This is a genomic window from Chryseobacterium proteolyticum (genome assembly GCF_046591535.1).
Lineage (GTDB): Bacteria > Bacteroidota > Bacteroidia > Flavobacteriales > Weeksellaceae > Chryseobacterium > Chryseobacterium proteolyticum.
In genome coordinates this window covers 736077-759306 of record NZ_JBJLWK010000001.1, presented here as the reverse complement: position 1 = coordinate 759306, position 23230 = coordinate 736077, and the positions used below count along the sequence as shown (strand labels likewise).

Annotated in this window: 19 protein-coding genes and 1 pseudogene; 5 read left to right on the top strand and 15 right to left on the bottom strand. The window is 38.4% G+C overall.

The annotated features are described in order from the left end of the window. Positions 1-44 precede the first annotated feature (44 nt). From ACJ5H0_RS03435 to ACJ5H0_RS03405, 7 genes are all read right to left on the bottom strand, one after another. A complete protein-coding gene (locus ACJ5H0_RS03435; protein WP_172282555.1) occupies positions 45-539 on the bottom strand; it encodes a GNAT family N-acetyltransferase in 495 nt (164 codons plus the stop codon). Positions 540-767: 228 nt separating this feature from the next. Then, positions 768-1736, bottom strand: a complete 969-nt coding sequence (locus tag ACJ5H0_RS03430; RefSeq protein WP_411247227.1) for a CE1 family esterase — start codon at positions 1734-1736, stop codon at positions 768-770. A 64-nt stretch (positions 1737-1800) separates the two neighbouring features. Continuing rightward, positions 1801-3066, bottom strand: coding sequence for an NAD(P)/FAD-dependent oxidoreductase (locus ACJ5H0_RS03425; protein WP_411247225.1), 1266 nt, complete (start codon positions 3064-3066; stop codon positions 1801-1803). Positions 3067-3074: 8 nt separating this feature from the next. Next, positions 3075-4073, bottom strand: coding sequence for a 4-hydroxyproline epimerase (locus ACJ5H0_RS03420; RefSeq protein WP_411247223.1), 999 nt, complete (start codon positions 4071-4073; stop codon positions 3075-3077). A gap of 3 nt (positions 4074-4076) precedes the next feature. Next, a complete protein-coding gene (locus tag ACJ5H0_RS03415; protein WP_411247222.1) occupies positions 4077-5558 on the bottom strand; it encodes an aldehyde dehydrogenase (NADP(+)) in 1482 nt (493 codons plus the stop codon). A 16-nt stretch (positions 5559-5574) separates the two neighbouring features. Further along, positions 5575-6480: a dihydrodipicolinate synthase family protein gene (locus tag ACJ5H0_RS03410; protein WP_273648098.1), complete on the bottom strand. Its 906-nt coding sequence runs from the start codon at positions 6478-6480 to the stop codon at positions 5575-5577. 96 nt (positions 6481-6576) lie between these two features. Then, a complete protein-coding gene (locus tag ACJ5H0_RS03405) occupies positions 6577-7455 on the bottom strand; it encodes an AraC family transcriptional regulator (RefSeq protein ID WP_273648097.1) in 879 nt (292 codons plus the stop codon). A gap of 183 nt (positions 7456-7638) precedes the next feature. Here ACJ5H0_RS03405 and ACJ5H0_RS03400 point away from each other — a divergent pair, with 183 nt between their 5' ends. The 3 genes from ACJ5H0_RS03400 (at position 7639) to ACJ5H0_RS03390 (ending at position 12062) form a co-directional block, all read left to right on the top strand. Then, complete coding sequence (locus ACJ5H0_RS03400; RefSeq protein WP_411247220.1) at positions 7639-9033, top strand: aminopeptidase P family protein; 1395 nt, start codon at positions 7639-7641, stop codon at positions 9031-9033. 11 nt (positions 9034-9044) lie between these two features. Continuing rightward, entirely contained in the window at positions 9045-11216 is a 2172-nt protein-coding gene (locus tag ACJ5H0_RS03395) for a S9 family peptidase (protein WP_172282559.1), read from the top strand. 240 nt (positions 11217-11456) lie between these two features. Then, positions 11457-12062 carry a DNA-3-methyladenine glycosylase gene (locus ACJ5H0_RS03390; RefSeq protein WP_273648094.1) on the top strand — a complete coding sequence of 202 codons (606 nt, stop codon included), beginning with the start codon at positions 11457-11459 and terminating at the stop codon, positions 12060-12062. Between the two features lie 19 nt (positions 12063-12081). Here the strand turns inward: ACJ5H0_RS03390 and mug are convergent, their stop codons facing one another. From mug to ACJ5H0_RS03375, 3 genes are all read right to left on the bottom strand, one after another. After that, the gene (gene mug, locus ACJ5H0_RS03385; RefSeq protein ID WP_411247218.1) at positions 12082-12582 is read right to left on the bottom strand and encodes a G/U mismatch-specific DNA glycosylase; all 501 of its coding nucleotides are present in this window, start codon (positions 12580-12582) and stop codon (positions 12082-12084) included. Positions 12583-12711: 129 nt separating this feature from the next. After that, positions 12712-13548 (bottom strand): SDR family NAD(P)-dependent oxidoreductase, encoded by an 837-nt coding sequence (locus tag ACJ5H0_RS03380; protein WP_411247216.1) that lies wholly within the window; start codon positions 13546-13548, stop codon positions 12712-12714. Positions 13549-13623: 75 nt separating this feature from the next. Then, complete coding sequence (locus ACJ5H0_RS03375) at positions 13624-14529, bottom strand: helix-turn-helix domain-containing protein (protein WP_411247214.1); 906 nt, start codon at positions 14527-14529, stop codon at positions 13624-13626. A 392-nt stretch (positions 14530-14921) separates the two neighbouring features. Here ACJ5H0_RS03375 and ACJ5H0_RS03370 point away from each other — a divergent pair, with 392 nt between their 5' ends. Together ACJ5H0_RS03370 and ACJ5H0_RS03365 are read left to right on the top strand one after the other, a co-directional pair. Continuing rightward, positions 14922-15239, top strand: a complete 318-nt coding sequence (locus tag ACJ5H0_RS03370) for a DMT family transporter (RefSeq protein ID WP_411247212.1) — start codon at positions 14922-14924, stop codon at positions 15237-15239. Positions 15240-15523: 284 nt separating this feature from the next. Then, positions 15524-18373 (top strand): AsmA-like C-terminal region-containing protein, encoded by a 2850-nt coding sequence (locus tag ACJ5H0_RS03365; RefSeq protein ID WP_411247210.1) that lies wholly within the window; start codon positions 15524-15526, stop codon positions 18371-18373. A gap of 116 nt (positions 18374-18489) precedes the next feature. Here the strand turns inward: ACJ5H0_RS03365 and ACJ5H0_RS03360 are convergent, their stop codons facing one another. The 5 genes and pseudogenes from ACJ5H0_RS03360 to ACJ5H0_RS03340 form a co-directional block, all read right to left on the bottom strand. Further along, positions 18490-18915 carry a hypothetical protein gene (locus tag ACJ5H0_RS03360; RefSeq protein WP_411247208.1) on the bottom strand — a complete coding sequence of 142 codons (426 nt, stop codon included), beginning with the start codon at positions 18913-18915 and terminating at the stop codon, positions 18490-18492. 109 nt (positions 18916-19024) lie between these two features. Next, positions 19025-19810: an exodeoxyribonuclease III gene (gene xth / locus ACJ5H0_RS03355; RefSeq protein ID WP_411247206.1), complete on the bottom strand. Its 786-nt coding sequence runs from the start codon at positions 19808-19810 to the stop codon at positions 19025-19027. A 46-nt stretch (positions 19811-19856) separates the two neighbouring features. Beyond that, a complete protein-coding gene (locus ACJ5H0_RS03350; protein WP_411247204.1) occupies positions 19857-20306 on the bottom strand; it encodes a PA2169 family four-helix-bundle protein in 450 nt (149 codons plus the stop codon). 146 nt (positions 20307-20452) lie between these two features. Then, positions 20453-22754: pseudogene (locus tag ACJ5H0_RS03345) on the bottom strand (multicopper oxidase domain-containing protein). Positions 22755-22777: 23 nt separating this feature from the next. Continuing rightward, the gene (locus tag ACJ5H0_RS03340) at positions 22778-23230 is read right to left on the bottom strand and encodes a heme-binding domain-containing protein (RefSeq protein ID WP_411247202.1); all 453 of its coding nucleotides are present in this window, start codon (positions 23228-23230) and stop codon (positions 22778-22780) included.

The following is a 23230-nucleotide window of genomic DNA, read 5'->3' as shown; positions in this document are numbered from 1 at the left end:
ATGTTTTTTCCGCAAACCGGGCAGAATTAAACAAACATACTTATTTAATTTTTCTGAAATATAAAATAGGCCAATTCCTCATTTTCCCTTGCCAGGTTTTCCATCCTGTTAAAGCCATTTTTAACAAGAACTTTTTGTGATGCGATATTATCCAGATCAGTTACGGCAACGATATCTTTTGTTTCTCTTAGTGAAAGACAATACCCGACAAGGGCTTTGCATACAAGAGTTGCTACCCCTTTTCCCCAATAATTTTCACTGAGTACGTATCCGATTTCGGTTTGTTCAGGATGATCTGCAAAGATTCTGGCAACCCCCATTCCTATAAAGTCATTATTTTCAGCATTAAAAATTCCCCATCTGCTGAGTGAACCTTCTTTATAATCTGATAAAGCTTTTTCGAACATTTCTATATATTCCTGATGGGTTTTATGGGGCAGAAAGCTGGTAACGTTTTTATTTTCGAAAAGAGAAAGAAAAAGAGGTAATTCCTGAGGGGTAAACTCACGTATGATGATGGTATCGTCTTGATAATGCATAAGAATATTTTAATGATTATAAAATTACATAAATAACTGTAAAATGGGTAATGATATTAATCAGAAAGGGCTTAACGCCATTGTTGGTCATTAAGCCTTTTCAACATTCAACTATATATTTATTATTTTTAATAGACCACCCGTCAAATCTTTGATTTGTAACCCTTCAGTAGGAGGGAAATTTTAGGTTGTTTTAAATGGTGATGTTTTGTTTTAGAAATGTGTCAATTAAAAAGTTTTGAACCAATCTGTTACTGCTTTGAAGTAATAATCTGGTGGTTGGTGACCAGGAAGACTGCCACTGCCTGAGTATTGTCCGGTTTTATAAAGGCTAAGCTTTACGGCTGCTGTGCCCCCACCATACGTTTTTGTAACATCTGTACTGCTTCCAATTGGTGTAGATGTGGGGGTACTGCTTGTTCCGTTTTTCAGTCTCCAGAAATCAGCTTGCTGTATTCCGAAGAGCCCGTTAGGACTGATGTTACCAAAATGGTCATCATTAAGCCCAAAGAACACCCAGACGGCCGTGTTTCCGTGATAATTGGAATTAGCAACATAATTACCATTGCTATTTTCAAACCAAAATGGTCTATTGGATGCTATGGGAGCAATAGCTGTGAATACTCCATTTAAGAAATAAGCTGTAACATTGGTCATATCACCGCCCCAGGAATGTCCGGTAGCAAAAATACGGTTGTTATCAATGGTATATTCATTTTTGATCAATGCAAGAAGTTCTTTTGTGAATTGAATATCATGCATTCCTCCATATTGTCCGGCATAGCTTCCAAGAGCCCAACCTGTTCCAGTACCCCATATGTATTTCTGATCAGGATAAACAAAAATAGTATTGTCCATTAATTTTTCCAGTCCAGGAGTGTTGGAATTCCAACCTTGTCCCATCCATTCATGCATAAATTCTCCGGTCGAATCTGTTCCTGCAAAAACAAAAACCAAACGGTATTTTTTAGTATCGTCATAATTTTCAGGAATCGAAATGTAGTAACTTCTCTCTCCACCTGCTTCGGGTGAAAAAGTGTATTCTCTCTGTTCGCCGATTAAAGAAACATTCTTAGCCATAGTTGTGGGTTTTGCCTCTGGCTGGTCTGTTATGGTCTCCAATTCTTTGCTTTCACATGAATAGCAAAGCAGGAAATTGAGTAATAATAGCATCATTGTGATAGGTGTTGTTTTCATTATTAATTAGTTATGGTGTGATTTTGGTGTTGAATTGTAAAATGTCGAATGTAAAATGTAATTTTTAGCTAAATCTTTCGGGATTGAATTTGCTGATATCGGCTGTTGGTTTTTGACCATTGGCGATTTCGGAAACTGTTTTTCCAAAAACGGGTCCAAGACTGAGTCCCATCATTCCACCGCCGCCTGCAATAATTAAATTGTCAAGTTTTGAAGATTGTCCTAAATATGGAAGTCCGTCTGGAGCACAGGGTCTGTATCCAAACCAAACATCAGATTCTTTTGGTATTTGTACCTGAAAGTCCGGCATATACTTAGGGATTGATTGTACAATACCTTCTACTCTGTTCATGTTCTTTTTATCACGATGAGGTGCAAGCTCCATGGTACCCCCAAAGCGTATTTGTCCTCCCATTGGCGTTACTGCTACTCTGGCTTCCAGTAATAATGCAGCGTGTTCCAGTTTGTTGGATGGGTTGTCTGGTTGATGCATGAATGAATATCCTTTACCAGGCATTAAATGGATTTTAATTTCTGCTTTTTGTGCCAGTTCCGGAAGAAAAGACCCTCCCGTCATTACATACTGATCTGCAGTGAATTTTTTGCCATTTGCAATAATGCCTTTAATTGTTCTTCCTTGTATTTCAAATCCCGTTACCTCATGTTGAGTATAGAAAACAACCCCATTATTTTTAAGATATGAGATCATCTGACTCATCAGTTTTATAGGATTCATGTGACCATCACATTTATAATTAATTCCACCAATGACATCCAGCTTAGCATGCGGCTCTAAGCTTTGAATTTCTTTCTGATCAAGAATCTCAACAGGCAGTCCTAATTTGATAGCAGTATGAGCAAGTTCAATTTCTTCTTCAGCGACTTTTTCTGTTTTATAAAGCATAAGGATTCCATTCTGAGTAAGCTCAAAATTAAATTCTTCTTTTTTAGCGAGCTCATTATAAAGCTGGCTGCTTGCTAAATTAAGATCCCGGATAGCCGATGCAGAACGATCTACATGCTTCTGATTGGAATGTTTTAAAAATTTCAACCCCCAGGATAGTAGTTGTGGGCTTAGTGAAGGTCTTACATAAAATGGACTCTTACTGTCAAACATCCATCGGATACCTTGTGTCACTACTCCTGGTGCAGCTAAAGGTGTAAAATGACTCGGAACAATCATTCCTGCATTGCCATAAGAGCAATTGTTGGACAGATCATTCTGTTCCAGAATTTCTACCTGCCAGCCTTTTTGTAAGAGGTAGTATGCAGAGCTTAATCCTACGATTCCTGCACCAATAACCAGTGCTTTTCCTTTATTTTGTGTCATTTGTCTGTTTACATAACCTGAAATCCTAACCAGTATGGATCTTCGTCGTCAATAATAATATGATTATACCCTGTAATTCTCGCCCAGCCTTCAACTGAAGGGATAATGGCTGATTTTCCGGCAACGGTTGTGGTTCCTTCAATCCGGCCTATAAATTGGGATCCGATATAACTTTCGTGAATGAATTCCTCGCCTTCTTTTAGTTTTCCTTTAGCATACCATTGCGCCATTCTTGCAGAAGTTCCCGTACCACAAGGAGAACGATCCAGAGCATTTTCACCTACTAAAACTGCGTTACGTCCACTTGCTTTAGGATCTGTAGGCTTACCTGTCCACTGAATGTGGCTTAATCCTGTAATGTTTTCATCTTCAGGATGAATGAAACTATATCTTTCATTCAAAAGCTTTCTGATCATTTTTCCATAATGGATTAACTGGCTGGCTGTAAAACCCGAGATATCTTTGAAATTTTCCTGAGGATCGATAATTCCATAAAAGTTACCACCATAGGCTACATCTACTCTTATAGACCCCAAACCCGAACAATCTACTTCCAGATCTTCGGCGTACAGAAAAGATTTTACATTCGTTAGTTTTACAGATTTTACTTTCTTTCCTTCCTCAACATAATCAATAAGAATAAGGCCAGCGGGAGTTTCCAGCCGTAATTTCCCGGGAACCTTTGGAACAACCAAGCCTTCTTCTATAGCGATGGTGACTGTTCCGATGGTTCCATGCCCACACATGGGAAGGCATCCACTGGTTTCAATATATAAAACACCGACATCATTAGCTTCATCAATAGGTGGATAAAGGATACTGCCACTCATCATATCGTGCCCCCTTGGCTCAAACATCAATCCTTTTCGGATCCAGTCATATTCTTTCATAAAATGAAGCCGGCGTTCCATCATCGAATTCCCTTCCAGCATGGGTCCACCACCAGCCACAAGGCGTACAGGGCATCCACAAGTATGGGAGTCGATACAAAAAAATGTTCTGTTCATCTGTTATAATTTTATTGGTCCTGAATGAATTTTTCCATCAACAATTCTGTTAATTTGTAGTGAATTTTCATTCTTTAATTCTTCCGGCAGAAATTCATCCGGCCAGTTCTGAAAAGAGATCGGACGGACAAATCGTTTCACGGCATCCGGTCCTACTGATGTAAAACGGGTATCTGTGGTAGATGGAAAAGGTCCTCCGTGCTGCATGGCATAAACAACTTCAACACCTGTTGGCATTCCGTTGAATAATAATCTTCCGCATTTATCTTTTAAAAGATTAATCACATCAGAATTTTCACGTGCATCTTCAACTGTAGCTGCTACGGTTATGGTTAACTGTCCTTTTAACTGTTGAGCAATTTGAATAATTTCTTCATGACTCTCACATTCGACAACGATACCAAAAGGCCCGAAAACTTCTTCACTTAAAAGATGATTTTTAATGAAGTTTCTGCCGCTGGTCTGTATCACACTTGCACGTCCTTGCCATTCCTGGGCTTCCGTATGAGATTCGGCAATAAGGTGAACCTCTGGTTGTGTTGAAGCTGTCCTTTTATGTTTTTCAAAATTTTCAAAAATTCCTTTATGAAGCATGTTGGCAGGAGTAATCCCTTGAATTTCTTTTTTTAGTGCATTGACAAATCTATTCAGTCCCTCTCCTTTCAACGCTATAAATACACCAGGATTGGTACAGAATTGACCTGCACCCAATGTTAAAGAAGCAGCATATTCCTTTGCCAATTCTTCTGCTCTGTTTTGGAATACACTCTGAAAGGCAAATACAGGATTGATGCTTCCCATTTCTGCAAATACAGGAATAGGTTCCTCGCGCTGATTGGCGAGGTCAAATAAAGCTTTCCCACCAGCAAATGAACCGGTAAAAGCAACAGCCTTAATATCTTTATGTTGAGTTAAATAAGCTCCAACATCATTTGATATTCCTGTAATATCGCTGAATATACCTTCAGGCCATTCTTGTTCCTTTATCACTTCTGTTATAGCCTCTGCCATGATCTGCGAAGTTTTGGGATGTGCAGGATGTACTTTTACAATAACAGGATTTCCTGCACCTATTGCACTGGCAGTATCTCCTCCCGCAGTAGAAAATGCAAATGGAAAGTTACTGGCTCCAAAAACCACTACAGGACCCAATCCTATATTGTATTTTCTCAGATCTCCTTTTTGTTTATCCGGTTGAGGAAGATCAATTCTTGGTTCGGTGTAGATCCCTATTGCTACTGCTTTAGCATAACCTCTCCATTGTCCTATTGTTCTTGCTTTTTCACCTGCAAGTCTGGTCATAGGTAATGAAGTCTCAGCATGTGCTGTCTCCAGAAGTTCATCTCCCAGGGATTCAATTTTATCTGCTATAGCGTTCATTAACGCCGCACGTTCCTTTATCGTTGAATTCTTCAGGAACTGATAAGCCTCAGTTGCCTTCTGAATTTTCCTATCAATAGTTTCTTTTGATGTTTCTTCAATCATAACTGTATCTATGACATTAATCTAATGAGGGACGATTCGCTATTCCATCTGCAATAATTGTATTGATTTTTTCAGCTTCTTCGCCTTGAAGTTCTAATCTTGGAGCTCTTACATAAGGATTGCTTATCCCTTCTGCGGTTGCTGCAAGTTTGATGTATTGAATAAGTTTAGGATGAATATCCAATTCCAGTAAAGGCATGAACCATCTGTAGATCGTAACTGCTTTATCATAGTTTCCAGCTTTAGCATGGTTATACATTGCCATTGTTTCATTAGGGAATGCATCGACCAAACCCGCAACAAGACCGTCAGCACCAAGTATCAGAGTTTCAAGGCAAATGGTATCTACACCACCAAGAATTTTAATTCTTTTGCCAAAACGGTTGATCATTCTGGTAACATTGGCCAGATCTCTTGTAGATTCTTTAACGGCCTGGATTGTAGGATAAGCAATAAGCTCTTCAAACATATCAAGAGTTACATAAATTCCGTAATCAACAGGATTATTATAAATAAGAATAGGAAGATCAGTCGCAGTTGCTACGGCTTTAAAATATTCTACGACTTCACGGCTGTCCGCTTTATATCTCATAGGAGGAAGTAACATCAATCCATCTGCATCTAGTTCTTTAGCTTTCTTTGCAAAGTTGATTGCATTTTTTGTAGTATTCTCAGAAAGATTCAAAATGACAGGGATTCTTCCAGCTGTAATCTTCTTTGCATATTTTAATAGTTCAAATTTTTCCTCTGTTTCCAAAGCGCTTGCCTCTCCTAATGTTCCAGCCAATATGATTCCATGGACACCCGCTTCAATCTGAGCTTCTGTATTTTTAGCAAACATTTCAAAATCTATATTCCCCTCTTTTGTGAATGGAGTCAACACTGCCGGATAAATACCTTCCCAGTTAAGTTTTGTATTCATAATCAAATTATATTTTTCTCCAAAACTACCGGAATTTTAAATCGATGAATGTTAATATTTTAATGAATTGTAACCATATTTTAACATGGTGTCTTTTTAATCCAAAATGGTGTCTTTGTACCGCTTAAGATATTCTTTGGGAGAATGCTTCATAATTGATTTAAAAACCCGGTTAAAATTAGTCAGGCTCGTAAAACCACTGTTAAAAGCTACTGACGAGATATTGTACATGGTGGAAGAGATCAGCAGTTTGCATGCGCGTTGTACCCGTAATTCATTAAGGAATTCAATATAAGTAATTCCGGTCCTCTTTTTAAAAGAGCGGCAAAAAGCCTGTGGAGTCATACATGCTTCCTTCGCAATACGATCAAGAGTCAGCTTATTCTGGGCAAAATTTTTCCTGATATAGTTTTGGGCATCTATGATGCGTTGATCATAATTAGAAATCTCAACAGGCATATTTTTTTCTGCTGATAATGGAATGTGTAGATTTCTGTTTTGCATCAAATGAGTGAGGATCTTTATAAAGCTTAGAATTTGATCTATACCCTTCGATTTTTTCAATTCGTTGATGCTGACGCTTATCTCGGCTTTTACCTCAGAAGCGATCTGGAAGCCCACTTCAGAGTGATCCATAAAATGTTTCAACTCTTCAAATTCGGGTAGGTTAAAGATGGGAGATAATTTTTTATGGGGATCAAAGAAGATGGATACGGCATGAACTTTTTGTTTTTCTCCTTTATTAAAATCACCTTTGAAAACATGTGACTGATTGGCTCCGATATAGAAAATATCACCGGCTTCAAAAGCAAAAAGGTTTTGTTCTATGGCTAATGTTCCATGTCCTTCAATGATCCACATGATCTGGACTTCGGTATGCCGATGAAAATGGGGGTAGAAGTTAGGCATAATATCCTCTTGAATACGGATGCTTTTGCTGGTATCAGCAGGAACTGAAAACTGAAGACTTTTCATACAGGATCAGAATTTTGTGATGAAAGAATATGGTGTTAAAATATGGTCGAATTTAAGCAAAATATAAACACTGTATATCATTTTAAAATCCAAACTTTACCTGCTATTTATTTTTCGTGAACAAATCCTTTAGAAATATAACAAAATTGTAACTTTAAACCTTATCAAAATTATATGCATTATATGTTTTCACCACAGACTTATCAGGATAGACGAACTGCATTACAAGGCAGTATAAAGAACGGGATTCTTTTGTTTTTAGGGAATATAGAGAACCCTGTTAATTTTGAACATAATCCTTATTATTTCCGCCAGGATAGTACTTTTCTGTATTATTTTGGAATTCAGGAACCTCGTATTGCCGCTATCATTGACATCGATGAAAATAAAACGATTATTTTCGGCGACGAGTTGAGCATCGATGATATCATATGGATGGGAAGACAGGAAACACTGAAAGAGAAAAGCCAGAAATCAGGAGTATCAGAAACTTTACCCTACAGGGAACTTTCCCAATACATTCTGAAGGCAAAAACAGCTAACCGGAAGGTGCACTATCTTCCACCATATCAATCTTTCAATAAAATTTTGCTAAGTGATCTTTTGGGAATTAAAGTAGCAGAATTACAGCCCTCTGTAGAGATGATCAAAGCGATTGTAAAACAACGTTCGGTAAAGGAACCTCAAGAGATCGTTCAGATAGAACAGGCTGTAAATGTATCCAATGATATGCATCTGCTGGCAATGCGCATGGCAAGACCCGGAGTTAAAGAATATGAAATTGCCAATGCAATTCAGCACCTGGCAGGAGATAAAGAATGCCAGATGTCCTATCCGCCAATCGTAACGATAAACGGAGGCATCCTGCACAATCACTACCGCCTTAATACTTTGAAAGACGGAGATCTTTTCCTGAATGACTCAGGAGCTGAAACAGCAATGGGATATGCCGGGGATCTCACCAGAACATTTCCTGTGAGTACAACTTTCAGTACCCAGCAAAAGGAAATCTATGAGGTAGTTCTGAATGCTTTTGAAAATGCCCAGCGTCTTTTAAAACCAGGTGTAAAATTCAGGGATATTCATTTACAAGCGTCCCGGCATCTGGTAGACGGACTTGTCGATTTAGGATTAATGAAGGGAAATCCGGAAGAAGCAGTAAAAAATCATGCCCATACCCTATTTTTTCAGTGTGGATTAGGACATATGATGGGGCTTGATGTTCATGATATGGAAGACCTTGGGGAACAATATGTAGGATATACTGAAGATGAACCAAAGGATACAAAAACATTTGGGCTAAAATCTTTACGTTTAGGTAAATCTTTAGAAACCGGTTTCGTGGTAACGGTTGAACCGGGTATTTATATGATTCCTGAATTGATCGATATATGGCAGGCTGAAAATAAAAATGCAGAATTTATTAATTACGATAAAGTTAATGAATACCGGAATTTTGGAGGCGTACGTATCGAAGATGATTTCGTGATTACGAATGAGGGATACAAACTTCTGGGGAACGGATTGATTAAAACTGTGGAAGAAATTGAGAATTACAGAAAAGAACATATATCTTAATTAATTATTATATGAGAAGCATAAAAAAACTGATTAACATTGCACTGTGTTTCCTGTGTCTGTCGCCTCTTGCGGCGCAAAAAACACAATGGACGCCTGATGGCAATGCTTATTATTCATTTACCAAAAACGGAATTGAAACCGTAAATTTATTAAATCCCGGAAAGAACCAGACATTTTTAAGTTCGAGCGAATTAATTCCACCCGGAAGTTCAGAAGCTCTGGACGTACAAAGTTTCGAGGTGTCTCCGGATGAAAAAAGCCTTTTGCTTTTTGCCAATACCCGGAAGGTATGGCGGGACAATACCCGTGGTGATTACTGGATTTTTGATAAAGCCAGTAAAAAGCTGACACAGCTTGGAAAAGGATTACCCGGTGAATCGCTGATGTTTGCCAAATTCTCACCGGACGGGAAAAAGGTAGCTTATGTATCTAAGCATAACATATACATCGAAGATCTTTCCAACAACAAGTACAGTAAAATTACGAATGACGGAACAGACAGGATCATCAACGGAACTTTTGACTGGGCCTATGAAGAAGAATTCGGGACTCAGGATGGATTCAGATGGTCTCCGGATGGAAGTAAAATTGCTTATTGGAAACTGGATGCACGTGGAACCAAGAACTTCCTGATGATCAATAATACCGATAGCCTATATTCTTTTACGATTCCGGTAGAATACCCTAAAGTTGGAGAAAATCCTTCTGGTTGTAGCATCTGGTTATATGATTTGGCTTCAAAGTCCTCAAAAAAAGCAAATATTGCAGGGGATGAAATGCAGAACTATATTCCGAGAATGGAATGGGTGTTGGATTCCAAATCTATTATTTTACAGCAGTTGAACAGAAAACAAAACCAGAGTAAGGTAATTGTTGCCGATGCCAATTCAGGAAACAGTAAAACCATTTATACCGAAACGGATCCTGCGTGGATCGATATCAAATCCCGTTGGAACGACAATGATCCGAGCGGATGGGACTGGATTAACAATGGTAAAGAATTTTTATGGTTATCTGAGAAAGACGGATGGAGACACATTTATAAAATAGACCTGAACGGAAAAGAAACACTGATTACAAAAGATGATTTTGATGTGATAAAACCGGAATTTTTTGATGTTCCTAACAAACTGATTTACTTTTTAGCTTCACCAAAGAATGCCACTCAGGAATATTTGTACAAAGTGAGCATGAACGGTGGGAAATCCGAAAGGGTTACGCCTGAGTCTTATCCTGGAACTAACAAATACAGCATTTCATCCAATGGAAAACTGGCGATATTTAGTAACAGCAGTGTTAATGCCCGTTCCAATGGTTCCATTATATCGCTTCCTGATCATAAAGAACTGGTAGCTGCAAAAAATTCCACCAAAGCAGACCCTTCGAGATCTAAGGCAGAATTTTTCCAGATTACAACACAGGATGGAATTACCCTGGACGGATGGGTGGTAAAACCTAAAAACTTTGATCCGAATAAAAAATATCCGATCGTCTTTACAGTATATGGAGAACCTGGAGCCCAAACCGTAACCGATAGCTTTTATACGGGCTGGAACGGCTTATATATCGGAGATATGGCACAGGATGGCTATTTATATGTTTCACTTGAAAATCGTGGAACTCCGGCTCCAAGAGGTCGTGAATGGAGAAAATCTGTTTACCGTAAAATAGGACAGCTGAACATCCGTGATCAGGCAATGGGAGCTAAAGCTTTATTTGCAAAATGGCCTTATATTGATACTTCCAGAGTTGCCGTATGGGGCTGGAGCGGTGGCGGTTCTTCTACACTGAATCTTTTGGGACAATATCCGGACATTTATCAGACAGGGATAGCGATTGCTCCGGTGGCTAATCAATTGTTCTATGATAATATCTACCAGGAAAGATATATGGGACTTCCACAGGAAAACAGAGAAGATTTTGTAAACGGATCTCCTCTTGCTTATGCTAAAAATCTGAAAGGGAACCTTCTGCTGGTTCACGGAACAGGAGATGATAATGTGCATTATCAGAATACAGAGGTCTATGTGAATGAGCTGATCAAGTACAACAAGCAGTTCCAGCTGATGTCCTACCCTAACAGGACACACTCAATCAGTGAAGGAGAAGGAACTTCGCTTCACCTGGCTACATTGTTTACCCAATATTTAAAAGAACATTGTCCTCCCGGACCTAGATAAAAAGAATCCCACAGTAATGTGGGATTTTTTATTTCTTTTTATAGCAAATGTAACCTAAGAGCTATTTTCTTTTAAAAACCAGTGTGCAGATTCCACGGCTAACCTTGTTATTATGCACTACTTTTATTTTAGTGAATAGGTAGGATCTTAAAGTTCAAATCTAATAAGAATCTACAGACGATTAGCAGATTGCTGTTTATATCGTTAATTTTGTTGTATTAAATTTTAAAACCCATTGTTTTGAAACTACCACTCTCCTATTATCAGAACCAGGACGTTATATTTCTCGCTCAAAACCTTTTGGGAAAAGTGCTTTTCACGCAGATCAGTGATCAGGTGACGGCAGGTATTATTGTTGAAACTGAAGCTTATTTCGGCGCTCTTGACAAGGCTTCCCATGCCTATGGAGGACGGCGTACGGACAGAACAGAAACACTGTATCATGAAGGAGGTGTTTCGTATGTATATCTGTGCTATGGAATTCACCATCTCTTCAATATTGTAAGCTCGGTACGTGATGAACCGCACGCGGTATTAGTAAGGGCAGTCGAACCATTGGTAGGGAAAGAAATTATGGAACAAAGAAGAAATATGCCTTTTACAAAAGCAGCGATCTCTTCCGGACCGGGTTCAGCAGCCAAAGCTCTGGGAATTGACCGCACATTCAACAAAAAAGATTTGACGGGGGAAGAAATCTGGATCGAAGATCATGGTATTCGTTATTCGCCTGATGATATCGTGGCATCTCCACGTGTAGGAGTTGCTTATGCCCAGGAAGATGCCCTTCTGCCCTGGAGGTTTTTTGTGAAAGGCAATCAATATGTAAGCAAGCCAAATAAAATATAAAAATTTATATTAGTACTTTTTACTTTTGAATTTCCTGATACAATTCTGAATAAGAGTGAAAAAGATCTTCAAAGGTAAATCCACGGTTCAGGCCACTTGGATTTGGTAATATCCAGACTTTAGCTCCGCAGAAATCCTCGGATTGTTTTCCCCATGAGATTTGTTTTTTTCCAGAAAAGGCCTGATAAGCTGCCTTCCCCAAGAAAGCTACATATTTGGGGTGGAAAGTTGTGATTTTAGATTTAAAAATTTCAAGAGACTGGTCGAATTCCTCCTTTGAAAGCTCATCTGCCCGCGATGTGGGTCTTGCTACAGCCGTAGTGAGACCATATCCAAAATCCAGAATCGTGGTATCATGTACTGCTTCAATTTGGTAGGGAGTAAAACCGGATTGATGAAGAACCTTCCAAAAACGATTGCTTCTGCCTGAAAAATGATGGCCATCGTCCGCAGATTTTAAGCCAGGATTGATTCCACAGAAGATAATATTGAGATCCTTTGCTATAATATCGGTCAGCATTGTAAGAACTGGATGTTATTGTTTGATGATCGCAATTTAGAAATTTTTAATGGTCCGCTCCTGTTTTATATAAAACAACCTCCATAAAAAAGCTTGCTGGTTTATGGAGGGTCTTGATAACTTAGTTTTTTATCCGGGAAAATCTGTAGAAAAAGAAATATCTTTCCATCTGCTCATTTCCTGGGAAAGCTGTTCTATTTTACTTTGAGCTCTGTTGAAAGAATCACTGCCCAAAAATAAATTGACAGCCGGTGCAGGGTTATTAACTATTTCTAAAAATACATCTGCTATTTTATCCGGATCTCCCGGCTGGTTTCCGTTCAATTTATTCATTCTTTCATGGGCCTCCCGAAGGTAATCATAATCCTTTATGCTGTTTTTATTATAAGCTATGGAATCTGTATTGGCAAAGTTTGTCCGGAACCACCCGGGAAGTACATTCGTTACATGGATGCCAAGAGGTTTAAGGTCATTCGAAAGGGCTTCAGAAAGTCCGCTAACTGCAAATTTTGCAGCACTATACATCGACCAGCCTGTTCCGGGAGCAAAGCCGGCTATAGATGAAATATTAATAATATGCCCTGATCTCTGATCTCTTAAATACGGTAAAGCCTGCTGAATAACTTTAACGACAGCAAAAAAGTTGACTTCAAAATTGTCATTAATTTCCTCTGACGTAAGTTCTTCCAACGCACCGCCAAGCCCGTACCCGGCATTATTGACCACAACATCCAGTCTCCCAAACTTTTCATAGGTTGTCTTCAGGGATTGAGCAATAGAACTCTCTTTTTTAAGGTCAACTTCCAGTGGAAGAAATTTTTCTCCATACTGAAAAAGTGGTTCTAATGAGCTTACAGACCTGGATGTAGCGGCAACGCAATGGCCTTTAATTAATAATTGTTGAGCTACTGCAAATCCCATCCCTTTTGAAGCTCCGGTGATATACCAGATTTTTGTACCTGTCATGATTTCTTTTTTTTACAAAGGTAGATCCCGTTACCCGGCTTTACTTTGTGATATTAAAACCATTTTTTGTCAGATTCAAACCTGTCTGAAGGCAGATGGATTCATACCCGTTTGTTTTTTAAAGAAATTATTAAAGTGAGCCTGGTCCTCGAACCCCAGAACATAGCTTATTTCTGCGATATTCCATTGGGTATGCTTTAGCAGGGATTTAGCCTCTGCAGTGAGCTTAGCAAAAATGTGTTCCGTAGTTGTAAGGCCTGTTACGGTTTTTATAGCTCTGTTGAGTGAGTTGACATGGATTGAAAGCCTTTCGGCAATTGTACGCGGAGATCTTAACTCGAACCGGTCTGTTTTGGATTCTATCGGGAACTCTCTGTCGAGCAATTCGTGAAATAGAGCCGTAATGCGCGAATTTGAATCGGAATGTAAAGAAATATCTTCACTGGGACGGAATTGCATGGCAAGATAGATCACTTCACTGATATAGCTTTTGATCAGTTCATGTTTGTAGATGTATTCTGTATTATTTGCTTTATAGATTTTTTCGAATATCATACGTATTTCTTCAGACTCTTCGGAATTGAGTTTAAATACCGGATGGTCTGCCCCTGAAAATAAAGGCAGTTCCCTGAGGTTGATCCGTTGGGTATCCTGAAAAAACTCTTCTTTAAAGACACAAAACCATCCGACGATTCCGGGTTTCAAAGGATCGTAAGTATAAGGCGTTTTAGGATCAAAGAATAATAAGGTATCTCCTTCAACTGGTATGCTTTTGTCACTGTAATGGAATACATTATTCCCTTTAAAAAGCATGATCTTGTAAAAGTTTCTCCGGATATAGCTTGGTGAACTTGTTCCGTTAATCATATTTTCTTCAATACTAAAAATATTGAATAGACCACTGTCCTTTCCTGGACTCTGGGAAAGATGCGTAAGCTTATGTTTGTAAAATTCCTCAAGTGATTCCGTTGATTTTCCCATGGTAATGCTAAGAATGAAAATATCTACCTAAAGATAAGCTATTCTCCCTAAATCTGCTATTGTGTAAAAAGGAAGATCTACAGTAAAATATATATGTGACGTTTCATCCGTTGAAAACTACACTTCACCTGCGGATTATGTCAGATCACTTTATTTAATCTGTTGAAAACTAGTATTTACTATTACTTTTACAAAGTAAAAATGCTGTACACTTCATTACTCAAAGTTTTCAGTTTTATGATTGGCAAACATGGTTAAGAATCAATAAAAATCTGTACAGTCTATCCTTTCATGCCGGAAAGGTTCATTCTAATTTAATCATGTTTGGTAGGATTGGTGTATTCCAATCCTACTTTTTGAGAACATTATAACAGATGAAAAAATAATAAATTATGAACTGGATTGCATTAATTATCGCAGGGATTTTTGAAATCGGATGGCCTTTGGGAATCAAGATGTCGCAACAGGCTGATAGCAATAAATTCGGGTGGATCTTTCTATCTGTCATTTGTATGACGATCAGCGGTGCTATGCTGTGGTATGCACAGAAAACCATTCCTATTGGGACAGCCTATGCGGTATGGACAGGAATCGGTGCGGTAGGTACTTTATTGGTAGGGATTATATTCTTTCAGGATTCGGCTAATATCTTCAGATTGTTGTCTGCATTGCTGATCGTAGTTGGAATTGTAGGACTTAAATTGTTTTAGAGTTAAAACTCTTTCGAATTTATAGAATTTAAAAGTACCTCTTAGAGGTACTTTTTTGTTAAAATTATTGTAAACTTTCATAGATCATATAAACTATAATTTGATTGCAATCTATTGTTGTAATTATTTGTTTATTAATGTATTGTTGTTTTTATAATGAAGTATTTGTTTACATGTTTGAAACAGTGCTTTAATGATGAATGGCTTGATTTTAGATGGTTGTTAATTATTATTTACTCATAAGAGGAAAATAATATCGAAATCAAAATTATAATAGCAATTTTATGGAAAAGTTTATAAAAATAATTTTGAAAGTTTTGAAATGGCTGGGAATTTCTATAGCATCCATTCTTTTTCTGATGTTCATCATCCCTATATTGTTTCCGGGAACTATTTCCCAGCAGGTAAAAATATTTGCCAATAAACATCTTGCGGGTAAACTGGATTATAAAAAGACCCACCTCTCCTTTTTCAGGCATTTCCCATCGCTAACGGTTTCTGTGGATCAGCTTATCCTGAAAGGTTCAAAGCCATTTCAGGAAGATACTCTACTTGCCGCTAGAGAAGTGGCCGTGGGAATCAATCTTAAAAACCTGATCTTTGACCGTGAGGTGAAGATTGATGAAATATATGTAACGGATGCCAACGCGAATGTTTTCGTCAACAGTAAAGGAGAAGCCAACTATAATGTTTATGTTTCCAAGCCCTCACAAACACCTAAGGATAGTACAGAAGAAGGAGCATCTATAAAGCTGGACCTTATCAAATTCAGAAACTGGAATATCAAATACAATGATCATTCTGCCAGAGTGCTGGTAGATGCCAAAGGCTTGAATTACACAGGTAAAGGTGGATTCAGCAAAGATATTTTTGATCTGCAAACCGATCTGGAGATCAATAAAGTAGACTTTGCCCTCAACAGAATCTATTACGCCAAACAAAAAAGTTTGCGTGCAGATCTCATTACGCGGATCAATACGAATGCATTAACTTTTGTATTAAGGAAAAACGAATTAAGGATCAATGATCTGCCCTTAAAATTTACAGGTTCTCTTAGTATTTTGAAAGACGGATATAATCTCGACATCAATGCTGCATCTGAAAAGACAACGATCCGCGATATGATCTCGGTATTGCCGCCGCAATATCTGGACTGGGCAAAAGACACTAAAATTGAAGGAAACAGCGATCTGTTTTTCAGCCTGAAAGGAAGATTCAGTGAACCCAAAAAGCTGAAACCAAGGTTAAATGCCAGACTGCTGGTAAAAGATGGATTTGTCTCCAATGGAAAAGCTCCTGTTCCTATGAATAACCTGAATATGGATCTTATGGTAGATCTTCCTTCATTAGATACGGAACAGATGAATCTGAATCTCAGGAATCTGAGTTTTGATCTGGGTAAAAATAATAATTTCCGTGCGGTGGTAAGAACGAAAGGACTTAATGAAATGATGGTGAATGCCGATGTAAAAGGCGCTGTTGATCTTCAGACTCTTGATCATGCATTAGGTTTGAAGAATATTGATGTTCGTGGGCTTATGGATACGAATATCAAGGCAAACGGGATTTTCAGCCTGGATAAAAAATTATTCCCAAAGACGGAGGGTTATCTTCATTTAAAAGACGGTTGGCTGAAGACGAAATATTACCCTAACCCTATTCAGAATATCAACCTGATCGCCAACATTAATAATACAGACGGAACCTTTAAAAGCCTTGGAGTGAAATTGGATCCTTTTAGTTTTGATTTTGAAGGGAATCCTGTCTATGTTAATGCTGATCTGCATGATTTTGAAGACCTGCTTTATAAAGTTAAAGCAAAAGGTGTTTTGAATGTGGGCAGAATCTATAAAGTGTTTGCAAAAGAAGGATTTGATGTAAGCGGACTTATTATGGCGGATCTTTCCCTGAACGGACGTCAGAGCTATGCAACTACCGGCCAATACAGTAAGCTGGATAACAAAGGAACTTTGATTCTTAAAAATATAAAGGCTACTACATCGTATCTTCCCAAATCATTTTATATCAAAGAAGGAAATTTTCAGTTTGAAAATGAGAAAATGTGGTTCAGAAAGTTTTTGGCCACTTATGGAAAATCGGATTTTGCATTAAACGGATATCTGCTCAATACCATCAACTATTTTATTGAAAGAAAGGGGACCCTTCACGGAAAGTTTGGGTTAAACTCCAATTATATTCTTATTGACGAGTTCATGGCACTTAAGGATGGAGATAATGCAGATAAATCGATTGAAGTGGAATATGCAAAAGTTGAAAATCCTAAAAGCAGCGGTGTGGTAATTATTCCGAAAAACCTTGATGTCTCTTTGGAAGCCCATGCTAAAAAAGTCGAATTTAAGGGACTTGATCTCAATCATCTTCAAGGTCTGGCTTCTGTAAATATGGGTCAGGTGTATCTTAAAAATACTTCTTTTGATATCATTGGAAGCCGCATGAATATTGATGCACGTTATCAGGACGAATCTCCATTAACGGCTAATTATGACATTGCGCTTAAGGTACTGGATTTTGATGTACAAAGGGCTTATAAAGAAATTGATATGGTCCGGGAAATGGTTACTGCTGCTAAGAATGTAAAAGGGATTGTGTCTCTTGATTATAAACTGAAAGGAGATTTTGATAAAAATATGAAGCCTATTTATCCGTCCCTTGAAGGGGGTGGTATCGTAAACCTCCGGGATGTAGAGGTAAAAAATCTTAAGATGCTTTCGGTAATTGGTGATAATGTTGGTGCAAACGCTTTTAATAATCCGGATATGAAAGGAGTTAATATCGAAACCGTGATCAAAAATAACCTGATCCACGTTGATAAATTCACCTTTAAAGTATCTATCCTAAGACCTTCTATCAGTGGAACAACAAGTTTCAACGGTTTACTGGATCTGCGGGTAAGAATAGGTCTTCCTCCGGGAGGATGGATCGGCTTTCCGGTAGTTGTAACGGGGACCCATGACAAACCTAAAATAAAAATCTTCAGTAAAACCGGACAAGGAATTGTTGATGCTTTGTATAATACGAAATCGAATAAAGTAATACGCCAGGAAAGGCGTGCTGAAAAAAAATCCAGAGTGCAGCAGCGTAAAGAGAAGGAAGCACAGGAAAAAAAAAGCTGAAAATGCTGAGAAGCAGATTAAAAAAGATCTTAAAGAAAAATAAATAAAATCAGAGCCCGTTATCAGCAAATAACGGGCTCTGGTCATCAACAGCCTGACCGGCAGGCTTTATTTTTTTAAATACTGTAAATGATTTTCTTACCTTTTCTCAGTGTATAACTATCCTTTTCTTTATTCAGGTTATACGTTCCTTTTTTACTTTTATACACCGATGTGTTTAAGTATTCAAGGGTTCTGTTGAGAATGATACTTCCCTTGGATTCAGGAAGGAACAATTCCGCCTTTTTCTTGTCTTTACTCAAGATAACTACAGCATTGGAAACGTAGGATTTCTGAGGATTAGCTTCTCTCAGCTGTATCTTTTCTTCAAAAAGCTTTACGCAATCATCTTTTAGAACGGAATAGGTATAACCGGCTGAACCGATGCACCCGTGTTGGTCTTTATCCCCACCTGCTACTTTTGGAGTTGTTTTCTGAGCCCATCCTGTAGTGGTAAACATCGCAGTGATCATTACTGCCAGTAATAATTTTGTATTTTTCATGTGTTTGTATTTTATAAAACGTTCTATAATATTACGAAAAATCTTTTAACTAAAATTAAAAGATTTATTATTGATATGCCTGGAATAAAAGATAACAGGAAAGATAGGGTTATTGTTTCCCTTCTTTTTCTAATTCTATCCACACCGGGGCATGATCACTGCTCTTTTCCCAGCCACGAACATGCCGGTCAACACCGCCCGATTTTAACCTGGATGATAGATAAGGGCTCAACAGAACATGATCAAGCCTGATTCCGGCATCGCGGTCATATGCTTTGTAGAGGTAATCCCAGAACGTATAGATCTTTTCTTCAGGAAACAAGGTTCTGATAGAATCAAGCCAACCTTTTTTAAGCATTTTCTCAAAAGCTTTTCTTACTTCGATCCGATATAATGCATCATTTTCCCATCGTTCGGGTTTATGTACATCAAATGGCGTCGGAATAATATTAAAATCACCAATAATAACGGCGGGCAGGTCCATTTTTATAAGCTCATCTGTTCTTTTTTTCAAGCGATCGATCCATGCCAGTTTATATTCGAATTTTGGTCCCGGATAAGGATTGCCATTGGGGAGATACAAACAACAAATAACAATCTGATCAATGATTGCTTCAATATAGCGGCTTTGAATATCTTCCGGATCGCCTGGCAAAGCCCTCTGAACCTCTGTGATTTCATATCCTTTTGAAAGTATGGCTACTCCATTCCAGCTTTTCTGGCCATGCCAGATGGCATTATATCCTGCATCATTTATTTCTTTCAGGGGAAAACGTTCCTGTGGCGCCTTCAGTTCCTGGAGGCATACCACGTCCGGTTGTGCTTCTTGTAACCAGCGAAGCAGAACAGGCAGCCGCCCATTTACTCCGTTTACATTATACGTAGCTATTTTCATGGTCCTTATCAGTTCGTGAATAGTATATATTAGTTAATCCTTTTTCTTATAATCCCCCATTTTTTTTAAACTGGGCGTAGGACTGTTTTATGTTGTGCAGTTGTTCTTTTACGGTCTCCAGGCTCTTATCATAAAGGTGTCCGCTATCGATAGCTTGTTGATAGGCCTCTATTGCCGCTTTTTCTCCAAAAGCAACATTTTCCAGGGTAGATTCTACCTTATCCCCTACGAGAAAAGAGTTTTTAATGTCAATCCATGTTCTGTGAAGTGATCCTGCAACAGAAGGTGAATCTTCGGGAGTTCCTCCTTTTTCGGTAATCAGGTTGATCAGTTCATTTTTCATGATTTTTGATTGGGTGATCATCTTATCGTAATCACCTTTGATGTCCGGATAAGACTCCCATACCTTTCCTTCTACTTTTTCAAATCCGGCAATCCGGTCGTTGCTGATGTGCAGCAGATCGTTAAGGACTGCTACGGTCTCTTGATTTTCCATATTTACTTTTTTTTTGTGGTGTATTCAATTCGTACAAGAATTATGCCCCAAGGGTTAAAATATTCTGGATTTCAGGTATATATTCATTCAATAAAAACGGCTCGGGAGCAAAGCTCCCGAGCCATTTTGTTTTTAAAGTATCACCTTTAATAATTTAAGGTAATACCTGCTCCAAAGCCCATATCACTATCATAATGGGTTCGGATGTTGATATTTTTGTTGATGATATAGCTGAGCCCTGCCATATATTCTCTATCGGTATTTATCATGAAGTCTCCTCTCAATCTTCTGGAGATCGGAATGTCTTCACGCATGAGCTGCAGACGCACAATACCATCATGATATACTTCTGCCTGAAAATTAACCAGCATCGGTAAAGTGTACATAAAACCTAAACTGAATGCCCTACGACTATCTTTTTCGTTTTTTTTGTCCGAAGATATTGGTTTCGTGTTCGTCGATTCCCATTTTCCGGTAACGGTAGTCAAAACCAATAAACGGCATAAACCACTGCATTTTACCTATATATCTGCCCAGATGGGTTTCTACCTCATAACCGTGCATGCTGTTGTATCCCAGACGCCATTCCGTTCCTAAAGACCATCTTGCATTCTGCAGCATGGCCTGCCCGTCATTACCATTGGTAGCAAAATCATTCTGCGCCATAAAGTGTGGCATATTGCTTTCCATCTGCAAAGCCATATAGGCTTTTTCCTTGTCTGGGAGTAAAGGATTCTTATAATCACCAACAGCAAATACCCTGTTCATTCCGGACATCATATGGTAAAGGATATGACAGTGGAAGAACCAGTCCCCTTCTTCATTGGCCAGGAATTCGATGGTATCGGTTTCCATCGGCATAATATCGAGAACATTTTTCAGTGGAGATTTTTCCCCCTTACCATTGATCACCCTGAAATCAAATCCATGCAGGTGCATCGGGTGTCTCATCATGGAATTATTATAAATCGTAATACGCAGGATCTCTCCTTTTTTAACCGGAATTTTATCTGTTTCGGAAAGAACTTTATTGTCCATACTCCATACGTATCGATTCATATTTCCTGTAAGCGTAAACCTGAGTTCTTTCACCGGGGCATCTTTGGGAAGCGTGGTATCGAAAGGAGATTGTAGCATGGCATAGTTTAGCGTTTTAATGTCACCCAAAGCATTGGCATTATACCGGTTGGGATCATTATCCATATCCATATTCATGGTATGTTTGCTGTGGTCTTCTTTGGGTTCTTCCTTTTGCTTGCCTTTTTTCTTAGTTTCTCCTGTAATTTCGGGATACATCACGACATTCATATCCATTTGGTTTAAGCTCATTTTCATGCCCATATCATTCAGGTCTCCGTTCATTTTCATCATCCCGTTCATCATTTTCATTCCTTCAAAATATTTTAATTTTGGAAGTGGTGAAATAAGCTGTTTTATCCCATTCCCAATGTAATAACTGGCTGACTGGGTTCTGTCTTCAGTAGTAGCTAAAAACTCGTAAGAAACACCATCTTCAGGAATTGTTACGACTACATCATAAGTCTCGGAAACGGCAATGATCAAACGGTCGACCTCTACCGGTTCAACGTCATTTCCATCGTTGGCGACAACCGTTATTTTTCCTCCTGCATAGCGAAGCCAAAAGTAAGATGATGCACCACCGTTTGATATTCGTAACCTTACTTTATCGCCGGCTTTTAATGTTTTACCATCAACGGTTTTTAAATCTGTAGCGTTATTCCCGTTCATTAATATTTTATCGTAATACACATCACTTACATCCATTGCTGTCATACGCTTCCATTCATTGGCGATTTTGGTTTTAAAATAACCTTCCTTGATAGCTTCGACATAAGATTGTGTTGCATTCTTTTTTATTCCTGCCCAATCATTGGCGTTATGAAGCATTCTGTGAATATTGTCCGGATTAAGGTTTGTCCATTCACTTAAAATAACAGGAACGGTTGGCAAATCGTCGATTCCTTTTCTAAATCTTTTATCCTCTTCACGCTTTTTCAGGATGAGGCTCCCGTACATACCAATTTGCTCCTGCATTCCTGAATGGGAATGGTACCAATGAGTACCGTTTTGAATCACTGGAAAGCGATAAGTGTAGGTTTCACCTGGTTTTATTGGATTTTGGGTGAGAAAAGGCACACCATCTTCCTTATTGGGTAAAAAGACTCCGTGCCAGTGCAGCGAAGTATTTTCTTTTAACAGGTTGTGGACCACTATTTCAGCAATGTCACCTTCCGTAAAGGTCAATGTAGGCATCGGTATTTGCCCGTTTACTGCAATGGCTCTTTTTTCTTTACCTGCGTAATTAACTATGGTATCTTTTACATATAGCTCGTAACGGACGACTTTTTGCGCGAAAATAGTCTTCGAGCACAGGAGTATAAATACTGTCAGAAGTACCTTTAACGAGATATTTTGGGATATATTCATTGTATATTTCTTTTATATGAAACTTATTCTTGCTTTTCCAGCCAATCTGTTATCAGCTTTATCTGCCGGTCATTCAGTTTTGCATCTTTATGCATGAATGTGTAGGATGACATTGGCATTTTTTTAGTTTCAATCTGTTTTTTAATTGAGTTTATTAATCTTTCCTGCTTTCGACCCGAGTAAGTGGCCCATTCGTTAAAATTCAAATCCTCTTTAGCATCTTTAATGTGTTTGTCTACTAAACTTCGTGCAGGCTGTATGTAATCGTACCACTGATAATTGGTATTGTTACTATGACAATCATAACACGAGGTCTGTAATAGGGTTTTTACTTCAACGGGCATTGTCTTATGGGTCTTTATAAAATCGGTTTTGTAAACCTGCCCTTTATCTGCATTCCGGGCAGGCTGATAAAATTGTACAGCAATAAAAACCAGCAGCATAATAGCTGCAAAAATCTTTAGTACTATCTTCAT